Below are 16,639 nucleotides of genomic sequence, written 5' to 3'. Positions count from 1 at the left end.
GATGCAATTGTATTGTTCAATCCAATTTAAAAGTTTTGAGAAGAAGTAAAGATAATCAGTGTTTGAACTTTATTAGAAGGAATCTAATTAAATATAATATTGCAATCAAGATGACATCCCAAACAATTATATCCAATTCACACCCTAATCAAAAACAATGAACTACCTACTCATTGCAGCAGTACTATTCACCCTTATCCCGGTTATTACATATCTTATTTACATCCTGGCCATCCTTAAACCTTCCAGCTCAAAAATCCACACACCGGATACTCAACCTCCGATCACAGTGGTAATTCCCACCTACAACGAAAGTGAGGTCATCGAACACCGTATCAAGAACTTAAAGGACATCGATTATCCCACCGAAAACATCCATGTGATTGTAGTGGATGACCAGTCCACAGATAATACAGTAGGCCTGGCAGCGGAGGCTTTTAAAAAGTATGATCTTTCCGGCGAAGTGATCGTTAAGGAAAAACGTACCGGCACCAATGCTTCGGTGAACATGGGAGTAGGAGAGGCAACTACAGATTTTGTGGTGACCACGGATGCAGATGTCACCTTTGAGCCGGATGCTGTCAATAATGCCTTGGGGAGGTTGCTCAGCGATGAGAAAATAGGGGCAGTCTGCGGGGAACTGGAACCCATTGCCCGGCAGGATTCTTTTACCACACATTCCGAAAAGGCCTACAGGGATGTCTACGGCAGGATGTGCAGCTGGGAAAGCTGCCTGCATTCCACCTACTGTTTCAACGGCCCGCTTATCGTGATGAGAAAAAAAGCCTTCTCCCCTATCCCTGAAACAAAGGGAGCATCCGATGCAGGGATGGCACTGCGCATCATCCGTAATGGGTACCGTTGCCTCTACGAATCCTCAGCCCGTTTCTACGAATACATCACCAGTGATATGGACCAGCAGCGCCGCCAGAAACTCAGGCGCTCGGCCAGATTGCAGGAAGCCACTCTCCACAACCTCGGGTTAGTATCTCCAGAATACGGAAAATTCGGGCTGTTTGTGCTGCCTTTACGTTTTGTTATGTTCTTCATAGCCCCTGTTTCATTCTTCCTGGCAGTGATACTCTGGTCGGTAGTGCTGGGAAGTATCAATTTAATCTGGGGCATCGGAGTATTGGTACTGTTTGGATTAGCGCTGCTGTCCGGGCAATGGAAATCCAACCTTATATCTTCTTTCATATGGCATCAGATCTACCTGCTGGTAAGTCTGGTCTACATGTCCAGGGGAGTACATGTGTGGCAGGCAATTGAAAGGAAGAAAGTATAAAGCAGAAACACTGATATTTGTTTCAGGTACATATTCAGATTATTTTTAGCATATTTCATTTAGCAATGAGTGGGGGAAAATGGAAAGAAACCAAAGATTCACAACCGTAAAAATAGCCACAGCAATAACTTTCTCAATCATGGTTATTGTCAATGCACTGGCCAACATTCTTCCGATCAATGGGATAACCACTGGTCAGATATCGGATTCCTATCCCAATCTCTTTGCCCCGGCAGGCTGGGCCTTTGCGATATGGGGACTCATCTATCTGCTGCTGGCAGGTTATACACTGTATCAACTCGGAGTTTTCCAGGGTACTGCAACTTCTGTCAAAACCGGACTGTTAAGTAAAATAGGAATCATCTTCTCAATTTCCTCAATTGCCAATGCGGCCTGGATATTTGCCTGGCACTATCAAATAATACCATTATCCCTGATACTGATTGTTGTAATCCTCGTATGCCTGATCCTGATAAACCAAAGAATAAACAGAGAACAACTCTCCGCAACAGAGAAGTTGTTTATCGGATTGCCGTTTAGCGTGTATTTCGGCTGGATCACAGTGGCCACCATTGCCAATGCCACCATCCTTCTTGTCAGCTGGAACTGGCAGGGTTTTGGTTTAGCCGAGCCCATATGGACCGTTATTATAATAGTTCTTGGCTTTCTTATCGGAGCCTTGACAATGCTTAAAAACAGGGATATTGCCTATGGCCTTGTTATTGTCTGGGCTTATGCAGCAATCCTGTCAAAACACATCTCACCTGAAGGGTTTGCAGGACAGTATCCAGTAATTATCAATACCACTATCATCTGCATTGGATTGTTACTGCTGGCTGAAGGCTACCTGTTGATTTCACAAAAAAGAATGTAAAAGGGATCTGAAAACCCAGAACCCATATATTCAGTCGTGGGTGATTGGCCCCAGATTCTGCAAATGCTGCTGGATCTCTTCCCTCATCCCATCATCCTTCATGGCAAAATCCAGAACTGCCTTCACATACTCCACCTTGTTACCGGAATCATACCTCCTGCCGGTGAACTGGTGGGCATAGACTTTCTGTGAATCGTTGAGCAGCCGTATCCCGTCGGTCAGCTGGATCTCGCCACCCACACCTTTGGATGTCTGCTCAATGCAATCGAATATCTCCGGAGTGAAAACGTACCGCCCGATGGCCCCGATATTGGAAGGAGCCTCTTCCACAGAGGGTTTTTCCACGATATCATCCAGGGCATACAGATATTCATCCACAGGACTGCCGCTTATGATCCCGTAACTGCTGACCTTATCCTGTGGCACTTCCTCCACCGCGATCGTGGAGCGGCCGTATTTCCGGAAGACGTCGATTAACTGACGGGTACAGGGTTTCTCGTTGACAATAATATCATCACCCAGAAGCACTGCAAAAGGATCCCCGCTGACATGTTTGCGGGCGGTCATGATGGCATCGCCCAGCCCGTTGGGTTCCTTCTGGCGGATGTAATGGATATCCACCATTGAGGAGATCTCCTGCACCATCTCCAGCATATCATACTTACCCCGATTCTTAAGATGCATCTCCAGTTCCGGGCAACCGTCAAAATAATCCTCGATCGCCCGCTTATTGCGCCCGGTTACAAATATGATATCATCGATCCCGGATTCGATGGCTTCCTGTACCACATAATGAATCACAGGTGTATCTATTATCGGCAACATCTCTTTGGGCATTGATTTTGTTACCGGTAAGAAACGAGTCCCCAGTCCCGCCACCGGTATTACGGCCTTTTTTACATCCATTTGAGTATCCTCGGGTATCATTTTCTGTTATGTTTGATGTTTCCAATTGATATTAGGGTTTGGTCTGTGAATTGCAAATATCCGATAGTTTTTTGTCAAGCATAACTGTAAAATGGAAGTAGAAATATGAGTATATAATAATTTCAATAAAAGGTGTCCATCATTGAAACGATTGTCCATATTATTACTGATTAGTATCCTGATATTCGGAGTGTCTGCAGCCGGCGCGTTTGAAGTTACTCCTGAAAATCCGACCGTGGGAGATAGAATTACAATAAACGGCACGTCTTCTGCAGATTCGGTAAAGGCCAATGTGGAATTTACCAAGACCGTCTCAGTAGAAGACGGGGAATACGAATACCGCATCGATGATGTAGAAATTCCGAAGGGATCCAATACTTTTACAGTAAAGGCCGAGGGGGCCGAGGATCTGAATGTCAGGGTCAAAATCCTATTCTGGATCACAAAAAGTGCAGATGCATCCTCCTCGGGTGTGGCAACAGTATCCCAATCAAATGTCCCTTCCGGAGATTATAATATACAAATTGACGGCAAAGCTGCATCAGGAGCAAATGATGTAGATCTCACAATTACCGCTTCTCAGAATATAGACGTGGAAAACGGTGAATTTGAAGGAGAATATAACACAAATGGTATTCCCCCAGGACAATTCAAAGTAACTGTGGCAGGGGAGACAAAAACCATCACATTGAAGTCTTCAGGCAGCAGTAGCGGAGGCTCAGGTAGTTCCGGAGGTGGCGGAGGAGGTTCCACTCCGGACAATTCGAATAATAATGTAGATGCAGAAGAACTCATCACACAAAGGGTTTTCAGCGATACGCCCGTAAATTTTCAGTTTTCCGATCCTGAAGTTCCTGTGAAATCAATTAATCTTACATCCGCTATCACAGTAATGGATGTACCTGTAAGAATAGAGGTTTTAAAGGATGTGTCTGTGATGGTCAAAAAAGAGCCATCCGGCAATGTGTATAAGCACATCAACATGTGGGTGGGAAACCGCGGTTTTGCGATTGCCGAAAATATCAAGTCTGCAAAGATCCATTTTCAGGTTGAAAACGACTGGATAGATAATAATAATATCAACCCTGAGTCGGTTGTCTTAATGCATTATGAGGAGGATGCTGACCAGTGGACTCGCCTGCCTACGGATATGATATCAGGGAATGAGCAATATACCCTTTACAAGGCAAGTGCCACTCATTTTTCCCCCTTTGCGATTGCAGGGGAAACCAGGCAAACAACAAATACTGATAACCAAACCGATAGTAATCAGACAAACACCACAGTTGAGAACGTACAACAGAACAGCTCTGAAACACCAGCAGATTCCAAACCGGGTCTGAATGCCGAGTGGATACTCATAGCAGGGGTTATGGCGGGGCTGGTAGCAATGGTGATCTGGAAAATGAAGAATAACAGACAATGAGAAATGTCCTGTATTGGACATACTCTTTTTTTAAACTTATATAAAAGTAGTTACATACAAGAAGTGAGATTAGTTTTAAGATCAGGAATATTATATTAATATTTGTTTTTAGGGACAAGGTTTATCACTTGAAAATTTATAACCATAGTATCAATAAAAGCAAATTGTCATTTGACCCTAACACATTACACCATACCGGAGGATTAAGAATATATGAGGGAACTAAAACATAGCATCTTTGTATTACTTTTACTTATAGCATCAACTGCATTGATAATTTCTGGATCTGCAGGAGCAGCAACCAACGACGATGTCATTATGGAAATGACAGTGGATGACAGCACGTTTAACTTTGCCAACCACGAGTCTGATATAGACGGCAACTGGATACAATTACAGGGCGGAGAAGCATTCCAGTTGCCATCTCCCATGTCTTTTACCTATAACGGAGTAAATAATACTTCATTCACAAAAAAGGGGATTAATATCAGTATTGATCTGAATGTGGATGAATACTCTGACCACAAAATCATCTATCCATACGAAACACATCCAATGTATGTCACTGGTGATGATGTATCATTTACCTTTGATGGTTCAGAATCTTTTGCCGATAAAGATGTGGAAGTATCGTTGATCAAAACAAATGCTTCCGGATTGTATTCGGCTATTGATAAGCTGATGGATGGAGAGAAAGACGATATTGCAAATTTGATGAATTCTGACAAAAATCCTAAAAATAGAACCCTTGACGAGAAGGGGGATTGCTTTGTGAACTATGGATCTCTTGATCCTGCTGACTATATAATAGTTATCATAGAAGATGATCCCACAAATCCATTACTCTCCGCCACCGCATTCACGGTTTTAGACCATGATTCCACTACAGAAGTGAAAGACACTGAAAACGGAAAAGAAGTTACTGTCAGTATGCCGAATGCCAACAAATCAGATTATATCTATGAGGCAATATACATTGAAGAAAGTGAATACATTGAAGAAAGTGAATACAGGGCAGAAGGATATATGCAGTACAACGGAAGCAGAGATGGGCTCAACGCATCCGTAAACGGCGTACCCCTTCTTGAAGGGCTGTCTCTGACAGGAATTGATTTCTCCAATCCAGCATCATCTGATTTTAAGGATAAAATTACTGCAAGCGCCGGAGATAATAAAGTTGTCATAGAAAATGTAAGCACATCTGAGACCAGTGCAATCCTGAATCTGAATACCACAGGACTTGATGAAGGCGATTATATCCTATTTACAATGGTCAGATCAGGAGGAGATCTGCTTGCCTTCAACCAGTATCCTCCCGTATCTGCAGAAGAGGAGGAGGATGACTCTGTCGGAGGCAGCAGTGGTGGAGGCAACAGTGGAGCTGCTGTAAGTGCAGAACCCTACCGAAACGTTGAACAGAGAGAAGCACACGGTCAATTCATAGCCATGAATACCCGGGCAGAATACAATTTCGCTCAAGGCAGTACCCCGGTGGATTCAATAATAATCACCCCGCTGATCAATGCAGGTTACACCAGTGTGCTGGTAGAGGTACTTAAAGATACCTCCACACGGGTTGATACCCAGCCACCCGGACTCATCTACAGCAATCTTAACATCTTGATTGGTTCCAGAATTACCGAAGAGGGAATCGAACAAGCAACAATTTCCTTCGGCGTGGATAAAACCTGGCTGGATGAAAATGATTTGGACCCTTCAAACATCAGGTTGTTAAGATACACCACACAATGGACACCCCTTTCAACCACAATGACAGGAGAAGATGAAGATAAGGTGTACTATACTGCAGAAACACCGGGCTTTTCCAGTTTCGCAATCGTGGCTGATACGGATTCTGCACCGGTTACAGAACCAGCAGACACAGAAGCGGACTTCACAGCAACTCCTGTAGAAGGACAGAGTCCATTGGAAGTCACCTTTACAGCAGAGGCAGATAATATTGACTCCTGGCAATGGGACTTCGGTGACGGCAATACATCCACACAACAAAACCCCACACACACCTATGAAGAACCGGGAACCTACACTGTTGTGCTGACAGTTGAAGGCGAAGGTGGAGTCGATGTTGTGGAGAAGACAGACCTGATCGAAGTAACCGAACCTGGAAAAGAAGAGGGAATCCCAGGATTTGAAGCAGTCTTTGCCATTGCTGGATTGCTGGCAGTAGCAGGCCTTTTGAGAAGGAGGAAACTGTAAAGGAATTGATATGCAGGTTTTTTACCTGCATATATTTTCCGGAAAAATCCAAAACCTTTTAATAGTAACGTCCCAATTAAACTGTAGAAACATACGAGGATAATCATGCTTACCAGTGTAATTTCAACAACCAGTGCAATTTCTTCAGCAGCAGGTGCCATATCAATGACAACTGGCATCGGATTGCCGGAATACGGTGTACTGGCTGTAATCGGTCTTATTCTATTATTGTCAGCCAAAGAGATACTATCTGCGTCCAGTAAATGGAACAGGACATTAAACACTTCACTTAATATGGGTATAATGCCTCTTCTCGTTGCCTTCGTTGCAATAGTGGTATTCAAAGTCGCAGAAATAGTGTGAAACTATTTCCTCTTTTTCTTTAATTTTTTGTTTTGAAATGATTCTAATAAAAGCATCACAATGTTTTTGTTATTGGAGCTATTGCATAATTCCTCATAGCGTCTCAATGCCACACATTAGAGAACTAATTAGATTTTTTGTTAAATTTATAACTACATTTGGATTAAAGCAAAGACTTAAATAATTATATTTCTATATACATAGATAGGAAGAAGATAATCATGCTTACCAGTGTAATTTCAACAACCAGTGCAATTTCTTCAGCAGCAGGTGCCATATCAATGACAACTGGCATCGGATTGCCGGAATACGGCGTACTGGCTGTGATCGGTCTTATTCTATTATTGTCAGCCAAAGAGATACTATCTGCTTCCAGCAAATGGAACAAAACGCTCAATACATCCCTGAATATGGGAATAATGCCTCTGCTTGTGGCCTTCGTCGCAATAGTGGTATTCAAGGTAGCAGAAATAGTGTGATTTTACCCTAACCTCTTTTTCCACATAATTATTACTTATTTTGAACTGGATTTGAAATGTAGTCTATCCCGTGAACCGCTGATCTTTAGTTATCAGAACAGGCCCAATCCGGGACCCAGATGAGGGATTACCCCAAACAGGAATACATTAACAAAGCCGTGGGTAAAAGAAACAAAAGAGATACTTTTCGTCCTGAGGAACATATAACCCAGGATAAGTCCTGCAAATGCTGTCATAAGCACTTCTAAAGGGGCACCATAGCCCGAGTGCATAACACCAAACAAAAGACTGGCTATAATTAGACCCGGCCATACTCCAAAGGTATCTGCAAGTCTGGTCTGGAGTATGAACCTGAAAATCAGCTCCTCAATAAACCCCACAAAAAACACCATTACAAGAGAAATCTTGAGCAAACTGATAAATGACAGGTCCGGAATCAGGTAATTACTTGCCAGGATTGCATACTCTCCCTGGGCAATCAGAATCGCCACAAGAATTGCCAGAAAGATATAAACCAACCACATCCTGTTTACATCCCTAAACCCCCTTAAAGAAAGTGTAAAATCCTGTTCTTTTGCAACCAGATATACAGGAATTATGAGAGGAGCGTAAATGAATACAAAGACGTAGAGGGTTGTTTCGAAGAATATAGGCATAGATATATTTACTAACCTCAACAGGGGCAATAACATCAGGGCCTGAAACGCCATTGTAATTTCCCTGTTATCAAAAAAGATGGCCGCCAGAGGCAGGCCGAGAAGTAAAGCCACATGGATACAGATGGAAAGATAATCCATTTCGACAAAAAGTAACATTTCTGCCAGCATAATGAGCAATACCGGCACCAGTATTACAGCTGAGTTGCGGTTAAGCTGTACACCTGACAGCCCGGGCAGATCCATGCTCTTAAAGGGGTGAGATTCACTCATTTGTATCCTCCGATACATTGATCCAGAGATGCAGGTCCCTGTAAGATTCTGTGTAGTTACCGTTCTTGTAAAGCAAAAACTGTAGTTTCATGTCCGTGCCGTTAAACGGCGGGGTTACCGTGACAGGTTGCTGCCAGGTCTGGTTATGCTCAAGGTTTACCTGTTGTATGGTTTGCAGGGATTGATTTTCCAGCTGGATGTCAACAGTATAATTGACGTTCTCATATTCATGATTTACCACTCCGATAATTACCTTTCCACTGTCTCCGAGAGTATAATTGACCGGATAGTCATCTGCCATACCTCCTGCTCCCAGGATATAGAATTCGGTGAACTGTTCTCCCTGTTTGGGGGTTACTACCACATAGACCAGGGTCACTACCGAAGCCAGAATAGAAATTATCAGGATTATTGTCAATGCTCTGTCCAGGCGGGACCGGGATTCGGAATGGAATTCGTTTTTGAGAGACTCGTAGGATTGCCTGAAGGGTACATAAAATGCTTCCTCCTCTGCCAGATTGGAGCGGCGTATCACGGCTATGATACACATACCGATTGTGAAAATGGATAATGAAATCAGGATAGGCATCAGGCGGATACCCCAGGGTGTATAGTTCAGACCCAGACCTATCAAAGGCACCACTGCAATACTCAGACCAAAACTCAAAGCCACACGTTCAATGCCATCCAGGTCATCATTTTTGGGGAACAGGGCTGCTATCAGTGCATACCCGGGCAGGAACAATACCATGGGCAGGCCCAGAACGGTACGTATGGCTGAATCGCTGAGTGGGGGTATCAGAATAAATACTCCCGTCAGGAGTACCAGGCCTACAACAATCCGTATGTCAACAGGGATTTTTTTTATATCCGCCAAGATGTACCCTCAAATTGATTGCAGAACCAATTGTTACAATGTTTAAATATTATTCGGTCAGCAAATATATAATTCATGTTCTAGCCGGGATTGCAATCGAAAAACAAAATTTGAATGCAACGAAACAGAAGCAGAAAATCCTAAAAAATAGCAAATTAAGCAGGCATCCCTGTTCATTTCAAATCAATTCTTCTGTCAAATACCAATGCAAGCATGGCAGGTTCACCAATCCTGACGTACTCCCACGACAATGGGCTTTCTCTACCCTCCCACCCCATCACTCATAACTTTTTTAAAATTCACATTTCTTCACAAATTCGGCCAGCCCATCCTCCAGAGAGACTTTCGGGACAAAACCCAGCGTTTTCGCAGCACTGATGTCAGCCACGCTGTGGCGGATGTCTCCGATCCTGGCCTGCCGGTATTCCAGGGGCAGGTCACTGTCAAAGACGTGCTGTACGATCCCGGCCAGCCTGTTGACCGAGGTCTGTTTGCCGGTGCCAGCATTGAAGACTTTGCCGATAGCGTCCTCTTTTTCAACCAGCAGTTGCACCAGGTCCACAATATCATGCACTGAAATGAAGTCACGGGTCTGCTCACCATCACCGAAGATGACCGGAGACTGGCCGGCCTTTGTGCGTTCAATGAATTTGGTGATCACACCGGAATAGGGATTGGAAGGGTCCTGACGGGGACTGTAGATATTGAAGGGACGCAGCACTGAAATGGGCAGGTTGAAGGCGCGGTGATACATCAGCGCGTATTGTTCTCCCGTGAGTTTGCTGACCCCGTAGGGAGAGAGGGGTTGTGTGGGATGGTTTTCACTGACTGGCATCTGTAGCGTTTCCCCGTAAATGGCAGCGGAACTGAAATAGATGAAGCGTTTTAAATTGGTCTGGCGGGCCGCTTCGAGCAGGTTGAGGGTACCGAGGATATTATTCTCACAATCAAACATTGGCTGCTCCATGGAACGGTTGACATCGATCTGGGCCGCGGTATGAATAACCACATCAGCCTGCCCGACCAGCCGCACCGCTTCAGGGCCCTGAATGTCGCCGATTACCAGCTGTACTCCTGCGGGTACTTCATGCCTGCAGGGAGAAAAAGTGTTGTCCAGCACGATTACTTTGTTTTCGCGGCAGAAGCGGTCAGTCAGATACGAGCCCACCTGACCCAGCCCGCCGGTGATGAGGATTGTTTGCATAGGTGTTTGATGGCGGCTGTTTGGATATTAATTTTATGTATTTGAAGGCCCATAAGTGCAAATCCGGTTTTTCCGAGACCATAGAGGGATATTCGGTGTGATCCTGATTTGTTCAACACTACATTTAAAATAAATTTATATTTGTGGAGTACAGGGCGAATCTGTCTCATTTGTGAAATTAGGCGGCTGACATACCCCCACGCCTAAAATCCGAGGGCTTTCTCTACCCTGCACTCCCCGTCACTCGTAATCCTTACAGCCTTGTTCTTATTACATAAAGTATGCAGATAATTCCCAGAACCGCAAGCACACCCGGACCGGGAATGGTTTCTGCAGGCTCTGTTGTGTTTTCAGAAGGATTACCGGCGGTAGGTTCTGCAGAACCGGAAGCGGACTGTTCGGAATCGTCAGGTCTTGAAATTTCATCTGTGCCTGTTGTTGAATCCACGGCCGAGATGGCAAACGGAGAGAAACCATCCGCCTGCGCTTCGAAATAGAAATAATCTGCATCTTCCTCTGTCTGAACGGTATCCAGAACCTGCCATGCATTGGTATAATGGAGCAGAACGACCGAATCCGGATTTATATCATTAAGCCATGTTTTGCTGACCTTAAAACCAATCATGGAATCTTCCAGGTTATTTGTATCAAACCGGTTATCTCCCACCCAGACATTGAAATTGCTGTACACTTTGCCAGGTGGCTGCTGATCGACAAGAGAGGAGGTATCTTTCAGGTTTTCTATCAGTATTTTAATCTGGCCGGCGTTGCTGGTGCCTTTAAACTCGATAAAGGATATCGAACCATCCTCAAAATCATAATACACATTTTCATCTGCAACCACTTTCTGAATCTGAGAGGATTTTGATACAATATTCTCCCGGCCCTCCCGGCTGGTGGTTATACCTTTAACCGCATTACCTGAAGACTTGCTTTTTGTCGAGGCGATATCATTTATTGTGGTATTATTGATATTGCCGGCTTTATCCACGGTTTTTAGACCTATTTTATAGGCGTGGCCGGATTTCAGATCGGAGACCCTGTATACAGATTCAGAGGTGTTTGCCTGAAAAACATTGTCCAGATAGATTTCAACGTGATCAAAATCATGGTTTGCAGGATTGGTCCAGCCCCAGGTTATAGAGTCAGATGTGGAGGAGGTTACGTGAAGATCTGTTACGGCTGCAGGAGCAATATCAAGGGTTTGTGAGGTATTGTTTATCCAGGTACTGTTCACATAACCGTCTGTATCCACGGTCCTAAGGCCAATGGAATGATTGGTAGCATCCAGCAGTCCTGTGAGGTTGTAGTATGTGTCAGAAGTATTGGATATCAATGTGTCATTGACGTAAATCTCGGTATGATTGAAATCCTTATCATCAGGGTTGGACCAGGTCCAGTTTATCCAGTATGATCCTACGACTGCTGTGAGATTGGATACGTTGGAGGGCGGTGCAGAAGTAAAGGCTTTGATACATATACTCGTATTGTTAAGTTTACCCACGTCCGTCCAATTGGAGCCATCGAAACTCATAAAACTCTCATTTGGGTTTGCAGAGGCCCGGCTTGAATAATTGGATTCGGGATATTCTGCTGCCAGAGGATATTCATGCTCGGGGTTGGATATTTTATTGGTTACCGAAAATTTTTGTCCTTCTGCCAGATTTACAGGGGTGTCAAGGGTTACCGTATGATAACCTGCATGTGCAAAGGTACCATTGGTTTGTGCCACCAGGGTTTGCCCCACAGGGGTAGAGGAGGAGAGGTTTGTGTATATACTCACGTTGTAAACCGCATTTGTATCTGTGGTATAGAAACTGACCGCTTCCAGGTATTCTTCAGATGAGGACTGGAAAACATTGGCTCCATGGACTGTTGTCGAATTAGAAAACCCACGGGAATCGGTATAACCCAGAGGATCATACTGATAGATGTTGTCATGATTATCTACATTTGCAGCGGACAAGAAGATGGCTGCAGCCCATGCATTGAACGTTTCTTCATAATAGGAAATATAGAGATAACCCGAATCACCTAATTCTGTGCCCCAGCTGTTTTTTACAATAAATGCTCCATCCCCTGGTGGCTCATAAATAAATTCTTCCTTTGGGAAAGAGTCGTTCCAGCCTACAAGGGCCACTGCGTGGCCGCCTTCATATTCGGACCCATTATAGTAATAGGTTGTAGCGTTATCGGCAAAAGCACTACGGTTTACCTTAAAACTTGTATAAAGAGCTCCATACTCCCTGACAGCCTCCTTGAGATGATCGTTAGCAGAAACATTATTTCGGGGAGGCAGATATATCACCTCCTGCACATGCCTGGTTACAGGTTTGTCGGGATTTGTGTAATCATTGTAACTGGAATTGTCACTGTATGGGTCATCGGTTTCATTCACAGGACCGCTCCAGCGTGCCAGATAGGCCGTGGCCATATCTAAACTACCCCCCTGCTCAAAATCAAAACCAGTGGGACTTTCGTTTGAAAGGATGTTTTTCATGTGGTTCTCGGAAAAATTATAAGGGCCTTCATCATAGGTACAGGATTCAAGGGAGGCATAGGTGGCAAATGTCCAGCATGAGCCGGTATCTCCCTGATCCTTTACTGGTGTGAGACGGTTATGTTCACGCAGGTCATAGGAGCCGGGAAGAGATTGTGCTGTAAAAAGGCGATTGTTACCGGGTTTTTTGGGTTGCAGATGACTTAAATCAACAGGAGAAGGTACCAGACCTAAAGAGTAGGATGGCGTTTGGGCAGAGGATGCCAGCATTGTTTTTTCATCCGATTTTTGTAAACTGGATTGATAATCAATAAAGTCGGGGTTTAAGGGTGCAGAGGTTATTTCAGGATTGTTTTCTGAGGCCAGGGCTGCTGTATTTAAGAGAAGAAGAGTGATTATGGTTAGGAGAAGTATTCTTTTTAGCATGTTGGTTTTAATAGATTTGCTTATTATATAACTTACTTGATATTGGTGATGGTTTTCAATTTTTAGAGCAGGAGTCTCCTTCCGTTACTGTGGGAGAGAAACGCGCCTAATATTTCACAAAACTGACATACTCCCACTACTAAAGTAGGCTGGCTTTTCCTTCAACGTTCCATATAAATAACCAGAGGATAATGGACAGATGCCCTTGAAGGATATTTTTGCAGCACCATTAGAATTATAAGTGAAAAAAATATAATTGGACACATACATAAGCCAGGGTAAAGGTAGTGCTTACATCTCCTGTGCTTCATTGCAAAAAATTCAATTCTCATTAAATCTTCGCCCCAATGTGATTCTAAAGGCTCAGGAATTATATTCTTTGATTACATACCTTAACTTCTATCATACTAAACAACATTAAGCCGGGATTATGTGGAAAGAGAATTGTTTGATCTATGGGAAGATAATATCGCAATAATATCTCCCGCCGGAATAATATCCTATGCCAATAAGAGCTGGAAGCAATTCGCAATCGATAATGATTTAGACCCGCAGGAGTGCAGTGAAGGTATCAATTATCTGAAGGTATGCCAAGAAGCAACGGGTGAATACTCGAATGAAGCCAGAATCGCATTAGAAGGTATACAGGACGTTATCCATGGCAGAAAGCGAACTTTTAAACTGGAATATCCCTGCCACAGCCCGGAAAAACAGCGCTGGTTTTTATTGAAAGCCACACCTCTTTCAAAAACTGTTCCCACAAGTGTCCTATTGCAACATATAGATATAACCGAGCGCAAACTTGCCGAAGAAGACGTAAAACGGAAGGCTCATATGTTGAAGTCTGTGGGGGAAGCCGTTATTGCCACCGATCCTCAAGGTTATATCGATTATATGAATAAAGCCGCTGAGGAGTTGTATGGGTGCAGGCTCGAAGAAGTTAGAGGATCAAATATTGTAAACGTCACTCCTGCAACAGCCACAAGGGAGCAGGCCAGGGAGATAATGACTGAACTTTCCAAAGGGAGAAGATGGGAAGGAGAGTTTGGAGTCTATAGAACCGATGGAACGGAATTTTCAGCCCATGTGACCGATACTCCAATTGTAGATGATAATGGAGAGATGACGGGTATAATTGGCATATCCTATGATATAACTGAACGCAGACTTGCGGAAGAAAATTTAAGAAGAAGTAAAGATGAACTTGCGGCGATATACAAAAACGCTCCTATGATTATGATGTTATTGGATAAGTAGAGGCGAATTAGAAAAATAAACGACTATGGATCAAAATTCGCCGACTCCTCTGCAAGCAATCTGATAGGCTTGAGGGGAGGTGAAGCCTTAAGATGTCTGCATCATCTTGATGATCCAAAGGGTTGTGGATATGGTCCTTACTGTGGAGAATGTATTGTGCGAAATACAGTACTGGACACGTTTGAAACAGGCAATCCCCATTATATGATGGAGACCACACTTCCATTTTCGGTAGATGGAAATGAAAAAGAGATGACCTTGCTTGTTTCGACCGAACTTCTCTCAATAGAGGAGGAAGAACCCCATGTCCTGGTCAGTATTCTGGACATAACTGAACGCAAAGATATGGAAAAAGAATTAAAAATAAGTGAAAAACGATTCAGGGAAATTTATTCAGAATCTCCTATCCCCATTGAAATTTACGATTCTGAAGGACATTTAGCCAATGCAAACACTTCATGTTTGAAACTTTTTGGTATATCTGATGTTGCAGAAGTTAAAGATTTCAATCTTTTTGATGACCCGAATTTACCTGCTGATACACGAGCACAGTTACTTGCAGGCCAAACGGTTGAGTACGAAACCGTTTTTGATTTTGAATTGGTCAAAAAACTTGACTTGTATAAAACAAACCGCTCAGGTAGTATCCATGTTAATGTGAAAATATCTGCCCTGTGTACGGATTGTATAGATGGTTATCTCGTCCATGTCCAGGACATAACAAAGCGCAAACAGGCGGAAGAAAAAGTTAGGCAAAGTGAAGAGCGACTGGAGCTTGCGTTGAAAGGTACCAGGGCAGGAATCTGGGATTGGGACGTGCAGACGGGAAAGACATATTTTGATGAAAGGTGGGCTGAAATTGTTGGATATAATCCTGATGAACTTAAACCTGATATTCAGACATGGATTGATCTGACTCATCCCAAAGACTACAAACGGGCTGAAGAATTATTAAACAAACATTTTGCAGGGGAAACTGAAAATTATGAATGCCAGCTGCGTATGAAACATAAAAACGGTCACTGGGTATGGATAGAAGACCGCGGGCGTGTTGTTGAGTGGAGCAGGGATGGAAAACCCAAACGTATGACGGGTACTCATATTGATATTACGGATCGCAAAATGGCTGAAAATGCTATAATTCAGTCAAAGGTCCTTGCAGAGCAGGCAAACCGTACCAAATCGGAATTCCTTGCAAATATGAGTCACGAATTAAGAACACCCCTTAATTCCATAATTGGTTATTCTCAGATATTGAATCAAAATCCTTCCGGAAATCTGGATGAGAAGGAATTGAAATATTCACATAATATTCTCAACAGTGGAGAGCATTTACTGGAATTGATCAATAGTATTCTTGATATTTCAAAGGTAGAAGCAGGTAAGATGGAGTATGAACCTGAAAGGGTCAACTTGCCAGAAACGATTGATGATATTATTGGATTGGTCAAACCCCTGGCAATGAAAAAATCTATTGATATCCGATTTATAAATAACTCTGCAATTGCTAAAGTTTGGGTTGACAGGGTTAAATTCAAACAGATCCTGCATAATTTACTCAGCAATGCAATCAAATTCACACCTGAAAAGGGGGAAGTGAAGATCTATTTGAGCACGGATGATGGTACTGCCCAGATCTCAGTTGCAGATACCGGTATTGGTATTCCTGCAGAAAAAATTGAAGATATATTTGACCCTTTCAAACAGGTCAATTCTTCTTCTAGCAGAGAATATGAAGGAACGGGATTGGGTCTTGCCCTGGTTAAAAAATATGTGGAGATGCATGACGGGGAAATATGGGTGGAAAGTGAGGTTGGGGCTGGAAGTACCTTTACCTTCACCCTTTCCGTTAAAGAAGTAAAGGGGTAATCATCC

13 protein-coding genes are annotated in these 16,639 nt (G+C 43.4%); 8 read left to right on the top strand and 5 right to left on the bottom strand.

Annotated elements, in window-relative coordinates; translation table 11 throughout:
- Window positions 1-157: 157 nt before the first annotated feature.
- Complete coding sequence (locus tag MMAH_RS00605) at window positions 158-1,285, top strand: glycosyltransferase (RefSeq protein WP_013036601.1); 1,128 nt, start codon at window positions 158-160, stop codon at window positions 1,283-1,285.
- A 79-nt stretch (window positions 1,286-1,364) separates the two neighbouring features.
- Entirely contained in the window at window positions 1,365-2,159 is a 795-nt protein-coding gene (locus tag MMAH_RS00600; protein ID WP_013036600.1) for a hypothetical protein, read from the top strand.
- A 30-nt stretch (window positions 2,160-2,189) separates the two neighbouring features.
- Here the strand turns inward: MMAH_RS00600 and galU are convergent, their stop codons facing one another.
- Window positions 2,190-3,065 (bottom strand): UTP--glucose-1-phosphate uridylyltransferase GalU, encoded by an 876-nt coding sequence (gene galU, locus MMAH_RS00595; protein WP_013036599.1) that lies wholly within the window; start codon window positions 3,063-3,065, stop codon window positions 2,190-2,192.
- Window positions 3,066-3,228: 163 nt separating this feature from the next.
- Here galU and MMAH_RS10200 point away from each other — a divergent pair, with 163 nt between their 5' ends.
- From MMAH_RS10200 to MMAH_RS00575, 4 genes are all read left to right on the top strand, one after another.
- A complete protein-coding gene (locus tag MMAH_RS10200) occupies window positions 3,229-4,512 on the top strand; it encodes a PGF-pre-PGF domain-containing protein (RefSeq protein WP_013036598.1) in 1,284 nt (427 codons plus the stop codon).
- 213 nt (window positions 4,513-4,725) lie between these two features.
- Window positions 4,726-6,729: a TIGR04279 domain-containing protein gene (locus tag MMAH_RS00585; protein ID WP_013036597.1), complete on the top strand. Its 2,004-nt coding sequence runs from the start codon at window positions 4,726-4,728 to the stop codon at window positions 6,727-6,729.
- A gap of 105 nt (window positions 6,730-6,834) precedes the next feature.
- Window positions 6,835-7,092, top strand: coding sequence for a hypothetical protein (locus MMAH_RS00580; RefSeq protein WP_013036596.1), 258 nt, complete (start codon window positions 6,835-6,837; stop codon window positions 7,090-7,092).
- Between the two features lie 221 nt (window positions 7,093-7,313).
- Entirely contained in the window at window positions 7,314-7,571 is a 258-nt protein-coding gene (locus MMAH_RS00575) for a hypothetical protein (RefSeq protein WP_013036595.1), read from the top strand.
- Window positions 7,572-7,663: 92 nt separating this feature from the next.
- On the opposite strand, the gene MMAH_RS00570 is transcribed toward MMAH_RS00575, so the two are convergent.
- The 4 genes from MMAH_RS00570 to MMAH_RS00555 form a co-directional block, all read right to left on the bottom strand.
- Window positions 7,664-8,500, bottom strand: coding sequence for a CPBP family intramembrane glutamic endopeptidase (locus MMAH_RS00570; protein ID WP_013036594.1), 837 nt, complete (start codon window positions 8,498-8,500; stop codon window positions 7,664-7,666).
- A complete protein-coding gene (locus tag MMAH_RS00565; protein WP_013036593.1) occupies window positions 8,493-9,377 on the bottom strand; it encodes a DUF1616 domain-containing protein in 885 nt (294 codons plus the stop codon). The genes MMAH_RS00570 and MMAH_RS00565 overlap by 8 nt, the downstream gene beginning before the upstream one ends.
- Window positions 9,378-9,669: 292 nt before the next feature.
- A complete protein-coding gene (locus MMAH_RS00560; protein ID WP_013036592.1) occupies window positions 9,670-10,581 on the bottom strand; it encodes an NAD-dependent epimerase/dehydratase family protein in 912 nt (303 codons plus the stop codon).
- Window positions 10,582-10,834: 253 nt separating this feature from the next.
- Window positions 10,835-13,507: a lectin like domain-containing protein gene (locus MMAH_RS00555; protein ID WP_013036591.1), complete on the bottom strand. Its 2,673-nt coding sequence runs from the start codon at window positions 13,505-13,507 to the stop codon at window positions 10,835-10,837.
- Between the two features lie 432 nt (window positions 13,508-13,939).
- On the opposite strand from MMAH_RS00555, the gene MMAH_RS00550 reads away from it, so the two are divergent.
- Both MMAH_RS00550 and MMAH_RS00545 read left to right on the top strand, forming a co-directional pair.
- The gene (locus MMAH_RS00550; RefSeq protein WP_157198665.1) at window positions 13,940-14,764 is read left to right on the top strand and encodes a PAS domain-containing protein; all 825 of its coding nucleotides are present in this window, start codon (window positions 13,940-13,942) and stop codon (window positions 14,762-14,764) included.
- 156 nt (window positions 14,765-14,920) lie between these two features.
- On the top strand, window positions 14,921-16,633 hold the full coding sequence (locus MMAH_RS00545) for a PAS domain-containing sensor histidine kinase (protein WP_157198664.1): 1,713 nt from the start codon (window positions 14,921-14,923) through the stop codon (window positions 16,631-16,633).
- The last annotated feature ends 6 nt before the right edge of the window (window positions 16,634-16,639 follow it).

This window comes from Methanohalophilus mahii DSM 5219, from assembly GCF_000025865.1.
GTDB lineage: Archaea > Halobacteriota > Methanosarcinia > Methanosarcinales > Methanosarcinaceae > Methanohalophilus > Methanohalophilus mahii.
This window is presented reverse-complemented; position numbering and strand designations above follow the sequence as displayed.

Excerpts from the sequence above, each read along its gene's own strand:
- MMAH_RS00605 (WP_013036601.1), top strand. The coding sequence starts at position 158 with ATGAACTACCTACTCATTGCAGCAGTACTATTCACCCTTATCCCGGTT.
- MMAH_RS00600 (WP_013036600.1), top strand. The coding sequence starts at position 1,365 with ATGGAAAGAAACCAAAGATTCACAACCGTAAAAATAGCCACAGCAATA.
- galU (WP_013036599.1), bottom strand. The coding sequence starts at position 3,065 with ATGGATGTAAAAAAGGCCGTAATACCGGTGGCGGGACTGGGGACTCGT.
- MMAH_RS00585 (WP_013036597.1), top strand. The coding sequence starts at position 4,726 with ATGAGGGAACTAAAACATAGCATCTTTGTATTACTTTTACTTATAGCA.
- MMAH_RS00580 (WP_013036596.1), top strand. The coding sequence starts at position 6,835 with ATGCTTACCAGTGTAATTTCAACAACCAGTGCAATTTCTTCAGCAGCA.
- MMAH_RS00575 (WP_013036595.1), top strand. The coding sequence starts at position 7,314 with ATGCTTACCAGTGTAATTTCAACAACCAGTGCAATTTCTTCAGCAGCA.
- MMAH_RS00570 (WP_013036594.1), bottom strand. The coding sequence starts at position 8,500 with ATGAGTGAATCTCACCCCTTTAAGAGCATGGATCTGCCCGGGCTGTCA.
- MMAH_RS00560 (WP_013036592.1), bottom strand. The coding sequence starts at position 10,581 with ATGCAAACAATCCTCATCACCGGCGGGCTGGGTCAGGTGGGCTCGTAT.
- MMAH_RS00555 (WP_013036591.1), bottom strand. The coding sequence starts at position 13,507 with ATGCTAAAAAGAATACTTCTCCTAACCATAATCACTCTTCTTCTCTTA.